The 21,329-nt window shown below is 51.3% G+C and carries 18 protein-coding genes; 12 read left to right on the plus strand and 6 right to left on the minus strand.

Annotation, left to right across the window (positions count from 1 at the left end; all coding sequences use genetic code 11):
* Positions 1-8 precede the first annotated feature (8 nt).
* Positions 9-1,013 (plus strand): DNA-directed RNA polymerase subunit alpha, encoded by a 1,005-nt coding sequence (locus EDC56_RS18790; protein WP_123714136.1) that lies wholly within the window; start codon positions 9-11, stop codon positions 1,011-1,013.
* Positions 1,014-1,101: 88 nt separating this feature from the next.
* The gene (rplQ, locus tag EDC56_RS18795) at positions 1,102-1,485 is read left to right on the plus strand and encodes a 50S ribosomal protein L17 (RefSeq protein WP_123714137.1); all 384 of its coding nucleotides are present in this window, start codon (positions 1,102-1,104) and stop codon (positions 1,483-1,485) included.
* A 72-nt stretch (positions 1,486-1,557) separates the two neighbouring features.
* On the opposite strand, the gene uvrA is transcribed toward rplQ, so the two are convergent.
* Complete coding sequence (uvrA, locus tag EDC56_RS18800; protein ID WP_123714138.1) at positions 1,558-4,377, minus strand: excinuclease ABC subunit UvrA; 2,820 nt, start codon at positions 4,375-4,377, stop codon at positions 1,558-1,560.
* A gap of 147 nt (positions 4,378-4,524) precedes the next feature.
* On the opposite strand from uvrA, the gene EDC56_RS18805 reads away from it, so the two are divergent.
* The 5 genes from EDC56_RS18805 to EDC56_RS18825 all read left to right on the plus strand — a co-directional run bounded on the left by EDC56_RS18805 (position 4,525) and on the right by EDC56_RS18825 (position 9,314).
* Positions 4,525-5,904 carry an MFS transporter gene (locus EDC56_RS18805; protein ID WP_245980749.1) on the plus strand — a complete coding sequence of 460 codons (1,380 nt, stop codon included), beginning with the start codon at positions 4,525-4,527 and terminating at the stop codon, positions 5,902-5,904.
* 72 nt (positions 5,905-5,976) lie between these two features.
* The gene (gene ssb, locus EDC56_RS18810) at positions 5,977-6,612 is read left to right on the plus strand and encodes a single-stranded DNA-binding protein (protein ID WP_123714139.1); all 636 of its coding nucleotides are present in this window, start codon (positions 5,977-5,979) and stop codon (positions 6,610-6,612) included.
* Positions 6,613-6,708: 96 nt separating this feature from the next.
* Positions 6,709-7,572 carry an SDR family oxidoreductase gene (locus EDC56_RS18815; RefSeq protein WP_148059467.1) on the plus strand — a complete coding sequence of 288 codons (864 nt, stop codon included), beginning with the start codon at positions 6,709-6,711 and terminating at the stop codon, positions 7,570-7,572.
* Between the two features lie 3 nt (positions 7,573-7,575).
* Complete coding sequence (gene moaB / locus EDC56_RS18820) at positions 7,576-8,106, plus strand: molybdenum cofactor biosynthesis protein B (RefSeq protein WP_123714141.1); 531 nt, start codon at positions 7,576-7,578, stop codon at positions 8,104-8,106.
* Positions 8,103-9,314, plus strand: coding sequence for a molybdopterin molybdotransferase MoeA (locus EDC56_RS18825; protein ID WP_123714142.1), 1,212 nt, complete (start codon positions 8,103-8,105; stop codon positions 9,312-9,314). Before moaB ends, EDC56_RS18825 begins: the two co-directional genes overlap by 4 nt.
* Before the next feature lie 59 nt (positions 9,315-9,373).
* Here the strand turns inward: EDC56_RS18825 and fabB are convergent, their stop codons facing one another.
* Positions 9,374-10,591 (minus strand): beta-ketoacyl-ACP synthase I, encoded by a 1,218-nt coding sequence (gene fabB / locus EDC56_RS18830; protein ID WP_123714143.1) that lies wholly within the window; start codon positions 10,589-10,591, stop codon positions 9,374-9,376.
* Positions 10,592-10,654: 63 nt separating this feature from the next.
* Positions 10,655-11,188, minus strand: a complete 534-nt coding sequence (gene fabA, locus EDC56_RS18835) for a 3-hydroxyacyl-[acyl-carrier-protein] dehydratase FabA (protein WP_123714144.1) — start codon at positions 11,186-11,188, stop codon at positions 10,655-10,657.
* Positions 11,189-11,499: 311 nt separating this feature from the next.
* Between fabA and EDC56_RS18840 the strand changes: the two genes are divergently transcribed.
* Positions 11,500-12,912, plus strand: coding sequence for a mannose-1-phosphate guanylyltransferase/mannose-6-phosphate isomerase (locus tag EDC56_RS18840; RefSeq protein ID WP_123714145.1), 1,413 nt, complete (start codon positions 11,500-11,502; stop codon positions 12,910-12,912).
* Positions 12,913-13,018: 106 nt separating this feature from the next.
* Positions 13,019-14,371 (plus strand): phosphohexomutase domain-containing protein, encoded by a 1,353-nt coding sequence (locus EDC56_RS18845; RefSeq protein WP_123714180.1) that lies wholly within the window; start codon positions 13,019-13,021, stop codon positions 14,369-14,371.
* A 55-nt stretch (positions 14,372-14,426) separates the two neighbouring features.
* Here the strand turns inward: EDC56_RS18845 and prsR are convergent, their stop codons facing one another.
* The 3 genes from prsR to EDC56_RS18860 form a co-directional block, all read right to left on the minus strand.
* Complete coding sequence (gene prsR / locus EDC56_RS18850; protein WP_123714146.1) at positions 14,427-15,818, minus strand: PEP-CTERM-box response regulator transcription factor; 1,392 nt, start codon at positions 15,816-15,818, stop codon at positions 14,427-14,429.
* Positions 15,819-15,833: 15 nt separating this feature from the next.
* The gene (gene prsK / locus EDC56_RS18855; RefSeq protein ID WP_123714147.1) at positions 15,834-17,891 is read right to left on the minus strand and encodes an XrtA/PEP-CTERM system histidine kinase PrsK; all 2,058 of its coding nucleotides are present in this window, start codon (positions 17,889-17,891) and stop codon (positions 15,834-15,836) included.
* A 297-nt stretch (positions 17,892-18,188) separates the two neighbouring features.
* Positions 18,189-19,151: a polyprenyl synthetase family protein gene (locus EDC56_RS18860; protein ID WP_123714148.1), complete on the minus strand. Its 963-nt coding sequence runs from the start codon at positions 19,149-19,151 to the stop codon at positions 18,189-18,191.
* Positions 19,152-19,412: 261 nt separating this feature from the next.
* Here EDC56_RS18860 and rplU point away from each other — a divergent pair, with 261 nt between their 5' ends.
* The 3 genes from rplU to cgtA all read left to right on the plus strand — a co-directional run bounded on the left by rplU (position 19,413) and on the right by cgtA (position 21,308).
* Complete coding sequence (gene rplU, locus EDC56_RS18865) at positions 19,413-19,724, plus strand: 50S ribosomal protein L21 (RefSeq protein ID WP_123714149.1); 312 nt, start codon at positions 19,413-19,415, stop codon at positions 19,722-19,724.
* A gap of 11 nt (positions 19,725-19,735) precedes the next feature.
* Complete coding sequence (gene rpmA, locus EDC56_RS18870) at positions 19,736-19,993, plus strand: 50S ribosomal protein L27 (protein ID WP_123714150.1); 258 nt, start codon at positions 19,736-19,738, stop codon at positions 19,991-19,993.
* 97 nt (positions 19,994-20,090) lie between these two features.
* Complete coding sequence (gene cgtA, locus EDC56_RS18875) at positions 20,091-21,308, plus strand: Obg family GTPase CgtA (protein ID WP_123714151.1); 1,218 nt, start codon at positions 20,091-20,093, stop codon at positions 21,306-21,308.
* Positions 21,309-21,329 lie beyond the last annotated feature (21 nt).

A 21,329-nucleotide genomic window follows, 5' to 3' on the forward strand; every position in this document is an offset into this window, starting at 1 on the left:
GTGTAAATATGCAGAGTGCCGTCAATGAGTTTTTGACACCGCGTAATATCGATGTTTCTGAAACATCGATCACTCGCGCGAAGGTAACATTAGAGCCACTCGAGCGTGGTTTTGGACACACATTAGGAAGCGCGCTACGTCGTATTCTTCTATCATCAATGCCTGGTGCTGCAGTAGTCGGCGCTAAGATTGATGGTGTTGAGCACGAATACAGTGCTATCGAAGGTGTTGACCAAGATGTTATTGAGATTCTAATGAATCTTAAAGGCGTCGCCATCGTTATGGAGGGTAAGACAGAGGCAACGCTTACTCTTAACAAGAAAGGTCCTGCGGTAGTAACCGCTGGCGATATCGAGTTGCCTGGCGACATCGAAATTAAGAACCCTGAGCATGTTATTGCAAGTGTTTCAGCTGGTGCCGAACTGAATATGACCCTCACAGCGCGTGTTGGTCGTGGTTATGTGCCCGCGGACCAGATCAATGCTGGTGACGAGGAAACTCGCAGTATTGGTCAGCTGGTGCTTGATGCCTCTTATAGCCCAGTGCGCAGTGTTTCTTATGTTGTTGAGAATGCTCGTGTTGAACAGCGTACTGATCTCGATAAGTTGGTTCTCGACATAGAGACCGATGGCACTTTGGATCCTAGCGAAGCTATTCGCCGCGCTGCAACAATCCTGCAGCAACAGCTTGCAGCTTTCGTTGATCTTGAAAGCGAGACTGAGGTAGAACCTGAAGAGCATGAAGAGGAAATTGATCCGATTCTGCTACGCCCAGTCGATGATCTTGAGCTTACCGTTCGCTCTGCGAACTGCCTCAAAGCTGAGAACATCTACTACATCGGTGACCTGGTTCAGCGTACTGAAGTTGAGTTGCTCAAGACTCCTAACCTAGGTAAGAAGTCTCTTACTGAGATTAAGGATGTCTTGGCGTCACGCGGTTTGTCACTAGGTTTGCGTTTAGATAACTGGCCACCCGCCAGTCTTCGTAACGACGACCGTGTACTCGTCAATTAAGATTATGTGTTGCGTCGCTGCTTGCCAGCGATGCGATCTCGGTTAATTTTTATTGCTGTGATAGCAATGAATTGTAAGGAATTAAGCCATGCGTCATCGTAAAAGTGGCCGTCAATTAAATCGAAACAGCTCGCACCGCAGTGCGATGTTTCGAAATATGGTCAACTCTCTAGTAGAGCACGAACTGATCAAAACTACTTTGCCTAAGGCAAAAGAGCTTCGTCGTCACGCCGAGCCTCTTATTACCCTAGCCAAAGAAGACACTGTCGCCAATCGCCGTCTAGCTTTTAGCCGCCTGCGTTCTAAAGAAGCAGTTGCTAAGCTATTCGCCGAGGTAGGTCCTCGCTATCAAGGTCGTCCAGGTGGTTACCTGCGCGTACTTAAGTGTGGTTACCGTACTGGTGATAAGGCCCCAATGGCCTATGTTGAGCTTGTTGATCGTCCAGTAGCTGAAGCTACAGACGAAGATTAAGTTTGATGTGATGATAAAAAAAGCAGCTTCGGCTGCTTTTTTTATGTTTGCTTTTTATATTTTTCTAACTGCTTAGTTGAGCATGCCTTTAAGAAAGCGTCCGGTATGTGACTCTTTGTGCTTTGCAATATCTTGCGGCGTTCCTGTGGCAATTATCTGACCACCTCCAGAGCCTCCCTCCGGCCCGAGATCAACTACCCAGTCGGCGGTTTTGACGACATCGAGGTTGTGTTCGATGACAACAATAGTATTGCCTTGATCTCGTAGGTGGTGCAGCACGCTTAAGAGCTGTTGGATGTCGTGGAAGTGTAGTCCGGTAGTTGGCTCGTCGAGAATATACAGGGTCTTGCCTGTGTCTCTCTTGCTGAGTTCCTTTGCCAGCTTGACGCGTTGCGCTTCACCGCCTGAGAGTGTTGTTGCTGCTTGGCCTAGCTTGATGTAGCTGAGTCCGACGTCCATCAGTGTACTGAGTTTGCGTTTGACAGAAGGCACGGCGTCGAAGAAGTCGAGGGCATCTTCGATAGTCATATCGAGGATTTCATGGATATTTTTGCCTTTGTATCGAACTTCTAATGTTTCGCGGTTGTAGCGTTTTCCTTCGCAGATGTCACAGGGCACGTAAATATCAGCTAAGAAATGCATCTCGACCTTGGTGACACCGTCACCCTGACAGGCTTCACAGCGCCCACCTTTGACGTTAAAGCTAAAGCGACCGGGTTTATAGCCCCGTGACCTTGCTTCTTGCGTGCCTGCGAACAGTTCGCGTACGGGGGTAAAAATACCTGTATAGGTTGCAGGGTTGGAACGTGGTGTGCGTCCAATAGGGCTCTGATCAATGTCGATGCACTTATCAACGAGGTCAAGACCGCTGATACCCTCGTGGGGCGCTGCTGTGAGCGTGGTTGCACCGTTGAGTTCGGTTGCAGCGAGAGGGTAGAGCGTGCCGTTTATCAGCGTAGACTTACCTGAGCCAGAAACGCCGGTGACGCAGGTCATTAGGCCAAGAGGGATTTTTAGGGTGACATCCTGGAGGTTGTTACCGCTGGCGCCACTGATGATGAGCTCGCGTGTTGGATCATAGTCTGTCAGCTTTGTTGGCACGGCGATCTGCTTCTTGCCGCTCAAGTAGTGCCCAGTCAGGGAGTCCTTGCTCTTCATAATCTTGGCGGCGGTGCCGGCCGCGATCACTTTGCCGCCATGGACTCCTGCCCCAGGGCCAATGTCGATGACGTGGTCGGCATGGCGGATGGCATCCTCATCATGCTCGACGACGATGACGGTATTACCAAGATCTCGTAAGTGGGTCAGTGTCTTTAGTAGTCTTTCGTTGTCGCGCTGATGGAGTCCGATTGACGGTTCATCCAAAATATACATAACCCCGACGAGGCCGGCACCGATCTGACTGGCGAGCCGGATTCTCTGCGCTTCACCGCCGGAAAGGGTATCTGCCGAACGCTCTAGTGTAAGATAGTTGAGTCCGACATCGACAAGGAACTGTAAGCGGTCTCTAATTTCCTTGAGGATTTTTTCAGCAATTTCGCCTTTGCTACCGCTTAAACGTAGTTCTTGTGTGTAGGTGAGGGCCTCAGCAATAGGAAGGCGAGTTAGGCTTGGAAGGTTTTTGTTGTTGATGAAAACGTTTCGTGCAGAGCGCCGTAACCTGGAGCCATCACAAGAGGGGCAAGGTTGGCTGTTGAGGTATTTTCCCAGCTCCTCGCGTACCATATTCGATTCGGTGTCACGATATCGGCGCTCTAGGTTTGGGATGATGCCTTCGAAGCTGTGCGTACGTTTATAGGTGTCACCCTTGTCGTTGACATAGTTAAAGACGATTTCCTCTTCGCCGCTGCCGTAAAGGATCTTGTTTTTATGTACATCATTAAGTTCTTTGAAGGGGGTGTCGATATCGAACTGATAGTGTTCTGATAGCGAACTGAGCATGTGGAAATAATAGATACTACGGCGGTCCCAACCTCTGATTGCACCTTCGGCTAGGCTCGCTTCGTCGTCTAAAATAAGACGGGCAGGATCGAAGAACTGCTTCTGCCCTAGACCATCACAGTCGGTACAAGCGCCGGCAGGGTTGTTGAATGAGAACAATCTCGGTTCGAGCTCTTTCAGGCTGTAGCCGCATTCAGGGCAGGCAAAACGAGCTGATAATACTTGTTCTTGGTCGCTATCCATTTCTGCGATAACCGCGAGACCGCCTGAGAGCTGCAGTGTGGTCTCAAAGGATTCCGATATTCTCAGGCGTAAATCTTCCCGCACCTTGAAGCGATCGACGACGACATCAATGCTGTGTTTCTGGTTTTTTACCAGTGTTGGTAGGTCGTCCAATTCATAAATAGCGCCATCGACCCTGACTCTGATAAAACCTTGGCTGCGTAGTTGGTCGAAGGTTTGATGGTGCTCACCCTTGCGTTCCTTGATCACCGGCGCTAACAGCATTAGCTTGCTGCCCTCATCCCTCGCCAGCACTTCGTCGACCATTTGGCTGATGGTTTGTGCCTCGAGGTCGAGCTGGTGATCAGGGCAGCGTGGGGTGCCTACACGTGCAAATAATAGACGTAGGTAGTCGTAAATCTCGGTGATGGTGCCCACGGTGGAGCGAGGGTTGTGTGATGTTGACTTCTGTTCGATCGATATTGCCGGTGATAGCCCTTCGATATGGTCTACATCGGGCTTTTCCATCATCGACAAGAACTGTCTGGCATAGGTGGACAGCGATTCGACATAGCGTCTCTGGCCCTCCGCATACAAGGTATCAAAGGCCAGTGAGGACTTGCCAGAGCCGGATAAGCCGGTGATAACGGTGAGTTTGTCGCGCGGAATATCAATATCGATATTTTTAAGGTTATGAGTACGAGCACCGCGCACTAAGATTTTATCCATCGCTTATCACCGCTAAAACAGAAAATTATATCCTGCTACGGAAGTTAGTCATAGTGGCTGGCCGAAGATGCGGCGTGTTCAGATTAGAGGTTCCTGCTATGATGCGGCCCTCGATCGTTTTTTTGTTATTAATAAGGAAGCATTGCGTTGTCGAATAATTCCATTACAGGCGTTGAGCGCCGCTCGATATACGGTTTGGCGGCTTTGTATTCGTTCAGAATGCTAGGCTTATTCATGGTGTTGCCGGTACTGGCGCTCTATGCGGATGGTTTTACCGGTAGTACACCAGCGTTGATTGGTCTCGCACTAGGTGCCTATGGCATCAGTCAGGCGCTGTTGCAGATACCGCTGGGCATGCTATCGGACAAGATCGGTCGCAAGACCGTTATCGTTACCGGCTTATTGATTTTCGCTCTTGGCAGTATTGTTGCAGCGCAGGCTGACAGTATTTGGGGGGTGATTTTTGGCCGTTGCCTGCAGGGGTGTGGTGCCATCGCGAGCTCTGTCTTAGCGCTGATGACTGATTTGACGCGTGAAGAGCATCGGACACGGGCGATGGCGACAATAGGGATGAGTATCGGCGTTTCGTTTATGGTCGCGGTAATTATCGGGCCGTTCATTGCGGGTGCGTTTAGTATTTCTGCTATTTTTATTCTGACCGCTGTATTGGCTGCGGTAGGGGTGGTGATCACGTTATGGTTAATACCGACACCGTTGCGTCAGAGCAGTGCTCAGCCCGACGTGGTGGCAGCTCCAGCGCTGCTGAAGCGTGCTTTGCACGACAAAGAGTTGTTACGTTTGAACTCAGGGATTTTTACCCTGCACTTTGTACTCATGGCTACTTTTGTGCACCTTCCATTAATGTTAGGTGATGTTTTGTCGTTGTCGGCGCATGGGCAGTGGAAGTTTTATCTGCCAATTTTTGCGTTGTCGTTTGTTGCCATGGTGCCGTTGATTATCTTTGGTGAGAGAAAGCAGAAGATTAAGCCGGTGTTCATTAGTGCCATTTGTCAGCTGTTGTTGTCGTTGTTGCTGCTCGCGGTGTTTGGTCATCATGGTTGGGCCTTGATTATGGGGTGTTTTGGCTTCTTCATGGCTTTCAATTTGTTAGAGGCGACATTACCTTCCCTAATTAGTAAGCGTGCCTTTGCCGGTGGTAAGGGGACGGCGATGGGGGTGTATTCGACCTCGCAATTCCTAGGTGCTTTTCTCGGTGGCAGCTGCGGTGGCCTGGCGGTGCAGTACTGGGGAGGTGTCGGAGGTTTCTGGCTGTCAGCTGCAGTCGTATTGGCTTGGTTGTTAATCGCAGTTGGAATGAAAAAGCCGAGGCACCTCAAAGGGTTGGCTCTGCGCTATCAAAGCTGCTTCAGTGCGGAAGATATGCTGGCGGAGCTGAAACTTGTGCCAGGTGTTGTCGATGTCATGCTGGTAGCAAAGGATTGCCAGGCTTACCTTAAGGTCGATGAGAAAGTGTTTGTTGAGACGGAAATCCTGCCTTTTAAGGCAGAGGCAAATCCATTGTCCTAGCGCCTAGTTCGCGGTGGTTTATTGCGTTATGATTGGTGCGAAATTTTCGCTCTCATTATGAAGGAGAAGCTAATGGCTTCAAGAGGTGTCAACAAGGTTATTTTGGTGGGTAATATTGGGCAAGACCCTGAGACTCGTTTTACCGCTGCAGGCGCTGCTATTACCAATATAACTTTGGCGACGAGCGAGACTTGGAAAGATAAGAATACTGGCCAGCCACAAGAGCGTACCGAATGGCACCGAGTCGTATTTTTTAACCGATTGGCTGAAATCGCTGGTGAGTATCTGCGCAAGGGTTCGAAAGTGTATGTTGAGGGGGCCTTGCGTACACGCAAGTGGCAGGGACAGGACGGCCAAGATCGTTATACCACTGAAATCGTTGCTAATGAGATGCAAATGCTCGATAGCCGCAACAGTAATCAAGACGCTGGTCAGCCTGGCTATGCCGCGCAAAGTTATCAGAAGCAGCAACCAGCGGCTGCACAGCCATCTGCGGCTCCGCAGCAAACCGGCTACCAGCAGCAGGCACCAGCTTCTGCGCCGCAGCCCGCCAGCAATCAGCAGGCTGGTTATCAGCAGCCTCAACAGCAAGCGGCTCCGCAGCAGGGCGGTTACCAGCAGCAGCCAGCCAGGCAGCAACCTACAGCTCCTGCAGCGCCGCAGCAACCGTTTAGTGACACAGGGTTTGATGACGATATTCCGTTCTAGGTTGTCAGTTGTTAGATGATTTTGTGAGAACCACCTGCTACGGTGGTTTTTTTGTTTTTGCAGATAGTGTATTAATAATATGTGAAGGTGGCGGCGATGAAAGTGCTGATACTAGATGATAATAGTCGGGTAGGAATGGAGTTGGTTCCGCTGTTAGTAAGCAAACATTATCGTGTTGAGTTGCTAGGGCGTGAGCAGCTACTGGCCGATGATGAGGCGTTGGTGGCGATTAACCATCATAGCGTCGATGTTGTAGTGAATTGCTTTAACCTGCAGAGCCCTGAAGAGGGAGGACTGCAGGAGCATGATATTGAGTTGGTTACCCGTATCGCAGAGCTTTGTCAGCGTGAGCGCCTACCTTGTATTCAGTTGTCGAGCGCGCAGGTCTTCTCGGTTAATTTAGCGCAAGGTTACATTGAGGGTGATGCACCGAACCCTGTGACTCGTGATGGCGAGATGTTGGTGAGGGCCGAGCAGGCGATGTTGAGGCTTTGTGATATCTCATTGGTGATGCGTGTGGGTTGGGTTTTTAGTGACAGTGGCGCGGGTGTCTTCGAGGATATGCTGATGCACCTCGAGACGGGCCGTGAACTTGTTGTTTATAGCGGTTTAGAGGGGTGCCCGACACCTGCGTCTGATGTGGCTAGGGTTGTTGTCGCCTGTGCCGAGCAGCTGCAGGCCGGAGCGGAGTGCTATGGCATATATCATTATTGCAGCTCTGATGTTACCAGCAGCGAGGACTTTACAGAGGCAATTATCGCCACTTGCCAGCAGTACGGCCAGGTAGATCCTGAGAAGGTGAATATCAAGTCTGTGGATAACTTCCAGAAATACGGCGCCGTGCCGCACCCGGCACTTAAGTGTCTGCGTATATTGAATCATTTTGGGATAAAGCAACGTCCCTGGCGGTCTGTTATGGCAAGCTTGCTGAAAGATCGCTACAGCGCAACGACGGAGTAGGCTATGTCGACAGAGATAATATCAAAGAGCTTAAAAGTGGCAGTATTAACTGTCTCAGATACACGTGATGAACAGACGGACAGCTCGGGGCGCTACCTGCAGAGTGTGGCTGCTGAAGCGGGCCACGAAGTCGTTGATAAGCGTATTGTCAAAGATGATATCTATGATATCCGCGCCGTCGTTTCGGCCTGGATTGCCTCTGATGTGCAGGTTGTACTTGTCACCGGTGGTACTGGTTTTACGGGTAGAGACTCGACGCCAGAGGCTCTAATACCGTTATTCGATAAGAGGGTAGAGGGCTTTGGAGAGACCTTTAGGGCTATCTCTTATCACGACATCGGTACCTCGACAGTGCAGTCAAGGGCGGTGGCTGGGCTTGCTAATTATACCGTCGTATTTTGTCTGCCGGGCTCTACTGGAGCTTGCCGTACTGGCTGGGAAGGAATTATTAAAGAGCAGATAAACAGTGCGCATAGACCCTGTAACTTTGTCGGTGTACTTGAGCGTGATGGGGTGATGGGGCATACCCAATGAGTGCATCATGGACGGCCATTGAGACCGCATTGGCAACGCTTCTGAACGATGCTCCGCTAGTAACGGAGGCTGTTACCGTTAAGCTGGCAGATGCCGTTGGTAGGGTGCTGGCAGAAGATGTTGTAGCAGCGGTCTCGGTACCGCCTTTTGATAACAGTGCGATGGATGGCTATGCGGTGCGCGCAGGGGATCTTGCTGCTGGTGCTTCGGTGCGAGTCACTCAACGTATATCGGCGGGTTCCGTCGGTGTTGAGGTGGTGGCAGGTGAAGCGGCACGGATCTTCACTGGCGCGGCGATGCCGGCAGGGGCCGATGCGGTCTTGATGCAGGAAAAGGCCGTTGTCAGTGATAAGTGCTTGTCGACGACTAGTGTTATACCGGTTGGGAATAATATTCGCCGAGCAGGGCAAGACCTTATCGCTGGCGAGGTGGTGCTCCCGGCTGGCCACCGTTTGAGGCCTCAAGATCTAGGGGTATTGGCCTCTGTCGGTGTTGAATTGTTACAGATTCGACGCCCGCTAAAGGTGGCGCTACTTTCTACTGGTGATGAGTTGCGGGAGCCTGGGCAGGTTTTGCTACCAGGACAAATCTATAATTCGAACCGTTACACGCTGAGCGCTCTGCTGGGGCGATTAGATGTTGAGGTTGTCGACCTAGGAATTTGCCGAGATACCGCTGAGGATACTGAGAGGCTGTTGCGCAAGGCCGCCGGGGCCTGCGACCTAATCATCAGCAGTGGTGGTGTGTCCGTAGGCGAGGAGGACCACGTCAAGGCTGAGGTAGAGAAACTGGGCGCGCTTAAATTGTGGAAACTGGCCATTAAGCCCGGCAAACCGTTGGCCTATGGTAAGGTGTTAGGCGTGCCCTTTTTAGGCTTACCTGGCAACCCAGCAGCAGTCTTTGTCACTTTCTGTCTAGTGGCTCGGCCCTATATTTTAACGATGCAGGGTTGCAGGGAAACTGCACCGCTTTCAGTCTTCTTGCCTGCTAATTTTACTGTCGCTAAGCCTGGGCGCCGACAAGAATATTTACGAGCGAAGATAGAGAGGGATGGGGGGACTGCCGTTGTTTCGCAATTCTCGAATCAGAGCTCGGGGGTATTGTCGTCAACGTCCTGGGCCAACTGTCTGGCTATTGTACCGATAGGCCAAGCGATAGCGGAAGGAGATATGGTCGAGGTACTGCCTTTAGATGGCTTGCTTTGTTAATTGCTTATCTGTGAACAAAAAAAGGCTGCGAAATCGCAGCCTTTTTTGTGCTTGTCTATTTAGTCGTTATAGCTTTGAAAGACTAGTGAGGCGTTAGTTCCGCCGAAGCCGAAGCTATTCGACATGATGCGTTCGAGCTTAACGTTGTCTTTGCGCTCTGTGACGATTGGCATACCCTTAGCTTCTTCATCGAGAGTCTCGATATTGGCGGACGCGGTGATAAAACCATGCTCCTGCATAATGAGGCTATAAATCGCCTCCTGTACACCAGCGGCGCCAAGAGAGTGCCCCGATAGTGACTTTGTGGAGCTAATGTCGGGGAGGTTGTCACCAAAGGCTTGCTTCATCGCGCGTAGCTCTGGGATGTCGCCAGCCGGGGTGCTGGTGCCGTGGGCATTGATGTAGTCAACTGTACCGTCAACTGTGCTCAGTGCCTGTTGCATACAGCGTACGGCGCCTTCACCGGAGGGGGCGACCATGTCGTAACCGTCAGAGGTGGCGCCGTAGCCGACAAGCTCGGCGTAGATCTTGGCGCCACGCGCCTTGGCGTGTTCCAGCTCCTCCAGCACGATCATGCCACCACCACCGGCGATGACGAAACCGTCGCGGTCGGCATCGTAGGCACGTGAGGCCTTGCTAGGGTCATCGTTACGCTTTGAGGATAGTGCACCCATGGCGTCGAAGAGGCTGCTCATGGTCCAGTGCAGCTCCTCTGCGCCACCAGCAAATACAACATCCTGTTTGCCCAGTTGAATTTGCTCCATCGCATTGCCGATGCAGTGTGCGCTGGTGGAGCAGGCTGATGAGATCGAGTAGTTGACACCCTTAATCTTAAAGGGGGTCGCTAGACAGGCGGATACAGTAGAGCCCATGGTCTGAGTGACGCGGTAGGGGCCGACACGCTTGATGCCTTTGTCGCGTAGGATATCGGCAGCCTCAGTTTGGCTGGCCGCAGAGGCGCCGCCAGAGCCAGCGATAATACCGGTGCGTACATTAGAAACTTGCTCATCCGTTAGGCCAGAGTCGTCGATTGCCTGTTGCATGGAGATATATGCATAGGCAGCGGCATCTCTCATGAAGCGGAGTTGCTTGCGGTCGATATGCTCTTTGAAGTCGATAACCGGGGTACCGCTGACGTGGCTGCGAAAACCCATCTCTGCGTGTACTTCGTTAAAGCTAATGCCAGAGCGTCCTTCGTATAACGACTCTTTGACGGCTTCTTTGCTGTTACCTAAGCAGGAGACGATGCCTATGCCTGTAACTACAACTCTTCTCATAACAAACTCACTTGTATAAATTAAATCAATGAGCGGCAGCCACTAAGGAGGTGCCGCAAAACCTTAAAAGTTGTCGGTAGAAGTAAATAGGCCAACACGAAGGTCTTTAGCGACATAGATTACTTCGCCATCGACAGAGACCGTACCATCGGCTATGCCCATAATTAATTTGCGTTCAATGACGCGCTTGAGCGTTAGGTGATAGGTGACCTTGCCTGCGGTGGGCAGTACTTGACCGGTAAACTTCAATTCGCCTACACCGAGGGCGCGACCACGGCCAGGGTTGCCTTTCCAGCCTAGGAAGAAACCAACCAGCTGCCACATGGCATCGAGGCCGAGACAGCCTGGCATCACTGGGTCGCCGGGGAAGTGGCATTGAAAGAACCATAGGTCAGGGTTGATGTCGAGCTCGGCAATAACCTCGCCTTTACCGTACTCACCGCCGTCTACGCTAATATTAGTGACACGATCAACCATGAGCATGTTGTCTACTGGAAGTTGAGCGTTGCCGGGGCCGAACATGCGTCCGTGGCCACACTCGATAAGGTCTTCCTTAGTAAAGCTGTTTATGTGTGTTAAACCTTTCTTCTCGCTCATTTGCTTCTCTTGTTGTGCAGACGACGGAGACCCCGCCGTTAGGTAATCATAGTGAGGCGTTATTGTAACCGTTTACTAGTGGCTGTCTAGTGGTGCAAATAATAGGACAAATCCTCGATAGGTAGTAGGTTTCATCGCCACTATTGTCGTTCTGAACAAAAAAATGCCCTCTTCCTCGGTGAAGCTTTAAGTTATTGATGTATTTGGGCCTAGGTGAATCAGTAAGACTCCATATATAATTACGGGGCTTATGTTAAAGAATGTAAATGTTACCTTGAGCTGAAAAGCTATTGACTGATCACGAGACTATTATGATTCATCCTGTATTACTTTGTGGAGGCGTTGGCAGTAGACTCTGGCCTGTTTCTAGGGGGTTGTTTCCGAAGCAATTTATTCGCCTGATGAGTGATCAATGGTCGATGTTGCAACAGACCCTAGGGCGTCTCGAAGGGTTAGAGCTTGCCCCGCCCATTGTCGTTTGTAACGAGGAGCATCGCTTTCTGGTGGCTGAACAGCTTCGTCAAATGGGTGTTGAAAATGCAGCGATCATTCTAGAGCCTGTAGGGCGAAATACCGCTCCAGCAGTGGCTTTGGCAGCGATGGCTGCACAGAAAAACGATGCAGAGGCGGTATTATTAGTGCTGCCAGCAGATCATGTAATAAAGCAGCCGACAATATTTCATCAGGCGGTGATGCAGGCTGTGGTGGCTGCGGAGCAAGGGCACTTAGCGACTTTTGGGGTTGTGCCGGAAGGGCCAGAGACGGGCTACGGTTATATTGAGCGGGGAGTCGAAGTGCTCCCAAATTGCTATAAAGTGACTCGGTTTGTTGAGAAGCCCGACCTGCCAACGGCGAAGTCCTATGTCCGCTCGGGGAAGTACGCGTGGAACAGCGGTATGTTTGTCTTTCGGGCCGAACAGTTTTGCACTGAACTTGGGCAATTCTCACCCGAAATATTTCACGCCTGTCGTAAGGCTTATGATGACCGTGAGCATGACTTGAGTTTTATCCGTATTGACCGGTTGGCGTTCGAGCAGTGTCCCAGTGATTCGATCGATTATGCGTTGATGGAGAAGACAAACAATGCCGTAGTTATAGCGCTTGCGGCAGGCTGGAGTGACGTTGGCTCTTGGAGTTCATTGTGGCAGGTCAGTGAGCACGATGATGATAATAATGTTTGCAGGGGGGATGTTATCACCCACAATGTTAGCAACAGCTATTTGCGTAGTGGCAAGCGGCTGGTGGCTGCGGTGGGCGTTGATAATCTAGTGGTGGTTGAAACAGAGGACGCGATACTCGTCGCTAGTAAAGATCATGTGCAAGATGTTAAGCATATTGTCAGTCGGTTGAAGTCGGAGGTACGGCCTGAAACAGATCGCCATACACAGGTATTTCGTCCGTGGGGGAGCTATCAAGCTTTAGTGGCTGATCGGCGTTTTCAGGTGAAGCGGATTATTGTCAGCCCTGGTCAGACACTCTCCCTGCAGATGCATCATCACCGTGCCGAACACTGGGTCGTGGTTAGTGGCACAGCCCACGTCACCTGTGGAGAGAAAGAGTTTATATTGACCGAGGATCAGTCCACCTATATCCCCTTGGGGCATCAGCATCGACTGTCAAATCCAGGCGTTATTCCTCTTGAGTTGATTGAGGTGCAGAGTGGTAGCTACTTAGGTGAAGATGATATTGTTCGCTTTGAAGATATATATGGACGCTCTAAGTGAGGCTGTGTGTTTATATTGCGTCAAGATATGCTTGGCTAGGCGCACCTCAAGGTGAGCAGCTTACTGTGCCATCGTGATAAATTAATCATTGTGGATGAATGATGTTATGAGTGAAAAACTGCTTTGCTTTAAGGCCTACGATGTGCGTGGGCGTATTCCTGATGAGCTTAACGAGGATATTGCCTACAGAATAGGTCGAGCCTACGCCGAGGTCGTACGTCCGAAGAAAGTTATTATTGGTTACGATATTCGCCTTAGTAGTGAGGCAATCTGTGAGGCGCTAACTAACGGCCTGCTCGATGCTGGGGTTGATGTGTTTTCTATTGGCTGCTGTGGCACGGAGGAGGTCTACTTCGCTACCTTCCATCGCGAGATGGATGGTGGCATTGCGGTGACGGCGAGTCACAACCCAAAAGATTACAATGGCATGAAGTTCGTGCGTGAAGGTGCCAAGCCAATTAGCGGCGATACAGGCTTGTTTGATATTCAAGCCTTGGCGGAAGCCAACGCATTCGCGGCAGTGGCGGAGCGGGGGGCGTTGTACCATATTGACACCCGCCCTGCGTATGTGCAGCATCTGCTGGGTTATGTTGACGCGAGCAAGCTGAAATCGTTGAAAATTGTTGCGACGGCGGGTAACGGTGGTGCGGGCATGGCTCTCGATGCGATAGAGCCAGAGTTACCGCTCACATTTATTAAGCGGCATCATGAGGCCGATGGTAACTTCCCCAATGGTGTGCCTAACCCATTGCTCGAGGAAAACCGAGGTGTGACGAGAGAGGCGGTGATACGTGAGGGGGCTGATTTTGGTATAGCCTGGGATGGAGACTTCGATCGCTGTTTTTTCTTTGATGAGCATGGCGCCTTTATTGAGGGTTACTATGTCGTAGGCTTGCTCGCAGACGCTTATCTCGCTAAGCACCCCGGCGAGCGTGTCGTACATGATCCGCGGCTTACCTGGAATACTGTCGATATCGTTGAGGCAGCAGGAGGCGTCGCCATTGAATGTAAGACGGGCCATGCTTTTATTAAAGAGCGTATGCGTCTAGAAAATGCTATTTATGGCGGAGAGATGAGTGCGCACCATTATTTTAGGGAGTTTGCTTACTGCGATAGCGGCATGATTCCCTGGTTGTTGGTGGCGCAGTTGCTTTCAGAGAGTGGTAAGACTTTATCTCAATTGGTATCTGAGCGAGTGGCAGCATACCCCTGTAGCGGCGAGATAAACCGTACCGTGACGGATGCGAAGGTGTTAATAGAGGCTATTGAGACGGTTTATGCGCCTGCTGCGGTATCGGTGCAGCACACCGATGGACTGAGCGTTGCTTATCAGGATTGGCGTTTTAATGTGCGCATGTCGAATACCGAGCCGGTATTGCGTTTAAATGTAGAGGCGCGTGGTGACTCAGCCTTGATGAAGCAGAAAACGGCTGAATTGCTTGCCATTATAGAGGCTTAGGAGGTAGTGCGAGCACCGGTGTTTTTTGTCACCGGCGTTCGCTGTGGCGATCTTGTTACAGGTCGGCAGAGGCGAGTGTTCGCATCGGTGAGTTGGGTATTTGGATCTCGTACTTTTTTACTAGGTCATAGAGCGTAGGGCGGGTGATACCCAGCAGTTTAGCCGCTGCAGAGATGTTGCCCGCGGTGATATACAGCGCTTTATTGATTGCCTGTTTTTCCGCCTCATAGCGAACCTTCCTCAAATTGATGCTGAGGTCTTTGGTGGTCTCGAGGCAGAGATCAGCTGCCGATATTTTTTTGCCTTCGCACATGATGACGGCGCGTCGTATCTTATTCTCCAGCTCGCGGATGTTGCCGGGCCAGTTGTAACTCTCAATGGCGGCGGTGGCTTCGTTGCTGTAGCTGGTGATGTTGCGGCTCTGTTCCTCGCTGAAGCGCTGCAACAGGAATCTGGCGAGGAGAATCTTATCGCCACTGCGTTCACGTAGAGGCGGAATATTGATCACCATTTCACTGATACGATAGTACAAGTCTTCACGGAAATCGCCGCTGCTAACCATGCTCTCAAGATCTTTGTTGGTGGCGCAGACGACCCTGACATCGACGGCGATAGTCTCACGCCCACCGACGCGCTCAATTTCACGCTCCTGTAGGAAGCGCAGCAGTTTTGCCTGCAGCGGCAGCGGCATGTCGCCTATTTCGTCGAGAAATAAAGTGCCGTGATGTGCGGTCTCAACCTTACCGGGGGTGGTCTTATTAGCGCCCGTAAAGGCGCCGCGCTCGTGGCCAAATAGCTCACTCTCCATCAGTGCTTCCGGTACGGCGGCGCAGTTGATGGCGATGAAGCGCTCTTCGCGGCGCGGACTTGACTCGTGGATGGCTTTCGCCAGTACTTCCTTGCCGGTGCCGCTTTCTCCGAGCAAAAGACTGGTGATATTGGTAGGAGCTATCTTTTCGATGGTCTGACAGATGCGTAGCATCGCCGGGTCGGAGGCAATCAGTCCGTTGAGGGTGCTGGTGGACTGGCTGTGTAGTTTGCGATTCTGCTCTTCCAAATTGTAAATATGGAAGGCGCGGTTGACGATGAGATCAAGTGCTTCGGTGTTAACGGGCTTTTCATAGAAGTCGTAGGCGCCGAGGTCAACGGCGCGAAGGGCGTTCTCTCGCTCGTGATGACCGGTAACAACGATGATTTTGGTGTTGGGAGCCAGCGCCAGCGTCTCGCGGACGGTGGCGAAGCCCTCTTCGACACCTTCTTCGTCGGGCGGTAGCCCCAGGTCTTGTACGACGACGGCGGGTTCCTCTTTGCGGATGGCGGCGATTGCCGAGGGCCGGTCGCTGGCGAGGACGACATTATAGGAATCGAAATGCCAGCGTAATTGGCTCTGTAGTCCGATGTCGTCCTCTACTATCAGCAAGGTAGGCTTACTATTATTTTTATTCATGAGCTGATTCCAAGGTTATTGTATACAGTATGCGGAATTTTCAGGTATAGAAAGGGTGAACAAGCTGCCCTTGCCAAGCTGACTCTTGACATGGATCTCTCCCTGTAGACTGCGGATGTACTCCCTGGCCTGAAAGACACCAATACCCATGCCTTTGCCAGATTTTGTGGTATCAAAGGGTTTAAATAGACGGTCACGAATAAAGCGGTCGTCCATGCCTGACCCCGTATCTTCGATACTGATCACAACCATCGTGCCCTTCTTATGCAGGCCGATGGTAATGGCGCCGTCGGCGGGGGTAGCTTCTTGAGCATTCTTGATTAGGTGGCAAAGCACCATGGTCAAAGTGTCGATATCCGCGTTAATTGTCAGGTCTTGGCCGGCCGCTAAGTTGAGTTCGGGCACTGGCCAATCGTGACGACATTTCTGTGCTGCCTCGGTAATGAGTTTCGGTGCGGGAATGACCTGGTTTAGGCTCCTGCTTTGAGTTTGCAGCTTGGAGAGTAGGCTGCTCATTCGGGTTACCGAATTGTCGATGGTATTGATCGCGTCGTCGAAAAACTCGGCGTTATTCTTGTGCTTTACAGCGTTTTGCACCACCAGTGCCTGCTGTGCAATAAGGTTCTTTAGGTCGTGCATGATAAAGGCGGTAAGTTTGTTGTAAGTGTCAAATTGACGAGATTGAGCAAGGAGCTCGGCGGCCTCGTGGCGGGCGAGATAAGCGGCAATTTGTCTGCCAACAGTTTTCAATAGATCGAGGTCCTCCCAGCTTAGAGGTGAGACTTCTTCCGCCGGCTTCTGCAGCGCCATGAAACCGAGTAGGCTGTTTTCGTTGAGCAGAGGCAGAATGATCCAGAGATCCTTAATGGACCTCGACCAACTCGGTAATAGATTGTTTTCCGAGTAGCGTACGCTGTGTAAACCGATCGCCTCAAAGACCCATTCCTTGTCGCGTAGAGCTTGCACGAAAGCAGAATCGACGCTCTCTATAGCGTCTTCAGGAAGGCTGCAGTTGGTGGCGCAAATAGGTAGGAAGTGCTGATGTTGAAGTTGCCAGACGACACCGCCGGGGCTGCCAAAAATATGCGCGACAGCCTTGATGGTGCGCTTTTGTAGGTTATCCTGCTCGACCGGTTGGGAGAGGATTTGGATCAGGTTTAGCCACTCGTTACGGTAGTCGTATTTGTGTCTGAAAAAATGTTTGTTGATGAGCACTAGCATGGTGGCGCGAAACTTTGAGATGGAAAAAAGCAATGCAGTGCCGGCAAGGGAGGCAAATATCAGCACCTTTTGCAGGGCACCTCCCCAGGAACCACCGTAGATGCGCATGTAGTAGCCGATGCCGCCCATCAAAAATAATAGGATGCCTGCGCCGGTCAGGCTTGTCGTATAGAAGACCATTTTTCGTGACAAGGTCAGCTGGGGGGTCGATCGGTTGCTGAGCGTGAGTAGCAGGAAGAGGCCTACTAGTGCGTAAACTCCCCCTCGCGCCTGCCAGCTATCGAGCGGAAGGCTTTGAAATATTAGGGTGTGTGTATACAGGTAGAGCTCGTAGGTAAAGAGTGCAGCAAGGCCAAGGCAGAAAAATTTAAAGGAGTGTCTGTCGGCGTTCTTGAGGTTCTTATAGAGCTGTTCGATTAGGATTAAGCTGAGGATGGAGAAGACAATATTAGTCCAGATTGTGGGTGTTGAGGTGTATGTTTTTAGATTGATATCGAAAATGATATAGCTAATCAGGCAGCTGAAAACAATGGCGAGATAGGTCGCGATGATCGGATAGGTGAGTAGTTTAGGTAAGGGGTGTTGGGTGGCCAGTTTTACGGTGTGCAACAGCGTTGTAATCCATATGCCGTAGAAAGCGATATCGATAATCAGCAGTATTGAGCCCGAGAGGTTGTAATGACTATAGAGAATCGATGAAGTACAGCGAACAGCGGTAATTAGACAGGCTATTAACAGTGTCAGTGGGTAGATATTTTGTCGTTGCAGCACTAGGCACAGGGGCGTCAGTATAGCGAACGCCAGTGCGCCAATAGCGTAGCTGATGGCTCCGATAGTACTGCCTAAAAACATAGCGTAAATTCTTTGACCATTATTATTATTCCATAGTGCGGCTACTTCAGTCGGGGCGACAGATGAGCGGCTCGCAAACACCACTTTCGCGGTTTGGTCATCGTGTTGTCAATAAATATGCTCGGCTTTGTTTAGATTTATAGGCATCCGTGGTGGAGTGTTACCAATATCCACGCGCCTCTAGCTTAGTCGAGGCGCTGTGTGTCGAGTTTGTTTACACTTCCCCTGTCTGGAATAGGGGACACAAGAGAGTCGCTGCGTATTGTGAGGTTGCTTCTCACCGACTCAGCTCATTGTCTAGGCGCGCCGATTAACCGCGAGATGGGCGAGTCGAGCCATTTGGCGGGTGGCTTCGTTGTCGGGTAGGTGTTCGAGTGCGCGGATAGCTCTCTCCTGTTCCTTGACAGCGCAGCTGTGGGTGTATTCGAGGGCGCCGTTGCTGCTGACGGCTTCGATAATCTGCGATAGCTGTTCGCTACTTTTGTTGCGGATAGCTTGCTCAACGATTGTGGCCTGCTCTTGGTTGTTTTGGCGCATAGTGTATATAAGAGGGAGGGTAGGTTTTCCCTCGGCGAGGTCGTCACCGATATTCTTCCCCATCTCCTCTGCTTTACCCTGGTAGTCGAGGACGTCATCGATGAGTTGGAAGGCCGTACCTAAGGCGCTGCCGAAGGTGCGTAGGGCCTCACACTGAGTGGGTGAGGCGCCTGCTATCATCGCGCCGCCGAGTGAGGATGCCTCAAATAAGATGGCGGTCTTATTTTTGATGACGGTGAGGTATTCTTCTTCGGTGGTCGTTGGGTCACCGGCTTTCTGTAGCTGTAGTACCTCGCCTTCCGCTATTTTATTAGTCGTTGTAGCCAGTAAAGCCATGATTGGCATGTCGTTCATGGCCACCAGCATCTGAAAGGCTCTGGAGTAGATGAAGTCACCTACCAGAACGCTAGGGGCGTTGCCCCACTGTGCGTTGGCGGTCGGTCGACCTCTGCGTAACATTGAAATATCGACGACGTCGTCATGGAGTAATGTCGCAGTGTGGATATATTCGATGGCAGTGGCCAATTGAATACTGAGTCGGCCATCGTAACCGAGTGCCTTGGCGGCGAGCAATACTAAGGTAGGGCGCATACGTTTGCCGCCAGCCTCAACAATATAGTGACCGATATCTTCGACCAGTGGGACATCCGAGTGGAGTTGCTCGACAATGAGTTGGTCGACAGATTCAAGTTCGCTGGAGATGACGGCACGGATGTCTTGCATGATATTCCTGATATTAAAGAGCTAGCATCGTATGGGCTGGATGCTATGGCCTCGTGGGAATGCTGTCAACAGGCCTGCTCATAATTTATGCGAAAGTTGCCTTGTTTGTGTATTGCGACTTGGGTATAATCCGCGGCCTTATATCACAAACCTAAAGTCTGAGCGTAGTTCACTACCTTGGCTTTGGTGCCTGAATCTTGCCCAAAACAGCCGTAGCGGCTTGTCACTTGGATTGTAAGCAGGCTTAAATGGAGCAGTGCAATGTACGCAGTATTCGTAAGCGGTGGTAAGCAACACCGTGTAGTTGAGGGCGAGACCCTCAAGCTAGAGAAGATTGAGAAGTCTGTTGGTGACGTGATCGAATTCGATCAGGTGCTACTGGTTGGCGAAGGTGAAGGCGTTAAGATCGGTGCCCCTGTTGTTGAAGGCGCCAAGATTACCGCTGAGGTTGTTACTCAGGGTCGTCACAAAAAAGTGAAGATCATGAAGTTCAAGCGTCGTAAGCACCACATGAAGCAGATGGGTCACCGTCAGTGGTTCACCGAAGTTAAAATTACCGGTATTAACGGCTAAGGAGATAGAAGATGGCTCACAAGAAAGCTGGTGGTAGTACTAGTAACGGTCGCGATTCCGAGAGTAAACGCTTAGGTGTTAAGCGCTACGGCGGCCAGAAAGTTCTAGCAGGTAACATCCTTATTCGTCAGCGTGGCACTAAGTTCCACGCCGGTGAAAACGTAGGTATCGGCAAAGATCACACCTTGTTCGCCAAGGCGGATGGTGTCGTTAAATTCGTAGTGAAGGGCCCTAAGAACCGTAAGTTTGTAACGATTGTTGCGGCTTAACTCTTAGTTCTCATAGCTACTATAAAGCCCCGTCTATAGACGGGGCTTTTTTGTTTTATAATAGTTGAATATTTACAACCCTTAGCGGAGATTGGCGATGAAGTTTGTTGATGAGGCAAGCATCTTGGTGCAGGCGGGACGAGGCGGGTATGGTGCATTGAGTTTTCGCCGTGAAAAATATATCGCTAAGGGTGGGCCCGACGGCGGTGATGGCGGTGATGGTGGCAGTATTTGGTTTGAGGCTGACTCGGCATTAAACACCCTGGTTGATTATCGCTATACGCGTAAATTCTTTGCCAAGGATGGGCAGCGTGGGCAGCGCAGCAATATGACGGGCTGCAAGGGCGAGGATATGACCATCCATGTGCCTGTAGGTTGTACCGTTATCGATGAGGATACCGAAGAGGTGCTGGGTGATCTCTCCGAGCCTGGTCAGCGCCTGTTGGTCGCTCAGGGTGGCTTTCATGGTCTGGGTAATACGCGTTTCAAGTCTAGTACCAATCGCGCCCCGACACAGACTACCAAAGGTTCTGAGGGGGAGATGCGCAACCTGAAGCTGGAGCTTAAGGTGCTGGCTGATGTCGGGCTGTTGGGAATGCCCAATGCCGGTAAGTCGACTTTTATCCGCTCTGTTTCTGCCGCACGACCGAAGGTGGCTAACTATCCGTTTACGACGTTGGTGCCAAATTTAGGTGTGGTCAGTGTGCAGAAGCACCGCTCGTTTGTGCTGGCTGATATCCCGGGGTTGATTGAGGGGGCTTCTGAGGGGGCTGGTCTCGGCATACGTTTCCTCAAGCACCTGACTAGGGCGCGAATGCTGCTGCATATTGTCGATGTGGCGCCCTATGACGGGGTTGACCCGAGCGATACGGCGAAGAAAATCGTTCATGAGCTTGAGCTATTTAGTCCGGCATTGGCCCAGCGAGAGCGCTGGTTGGTGCTGAACAAGCTTGATCTGTTGCCGGTAGAGGAGCGTCAGGCGAAGCAGCAGGAAATTGTCTCGGCGCTCGGTTGGGAAGGGCCAGTATATTCGGTGTCGGCAATAAACGGTGATGGCACCGAGCTTCTGGTTAGCGATATCATGGAGCATATCGAGCAGCAGAGAGAGCGAGAGCAGGCAGAGCCAGAGCTGTTAGAGCAGGAGCGAGAGCAGCAGTTGTTGATGCAGGCGCAAGGGCGCAAGCGTATTGAAGAGCTGGCTGAACACCATGCCTTGGAAAGGGCGGTAGCGCGTAAGGCGATGCTTGAGGGCGATGACGATGACGATGACGATGACGATGACGATCATGATGTCGAAATTGTCTATGCGCCGTAAATTTTATATGTTCATTGATGG

This window comes from Sinobacterium caligoides (assembly GCF_003752585.1).
Classification (GTDB): Bacteria; Pseudomonadota; Gammaproteobacteria; order Pseudomonadales; family Sinobacteriaceae; genus Sinobacterium; species Sinobacterium caligoides.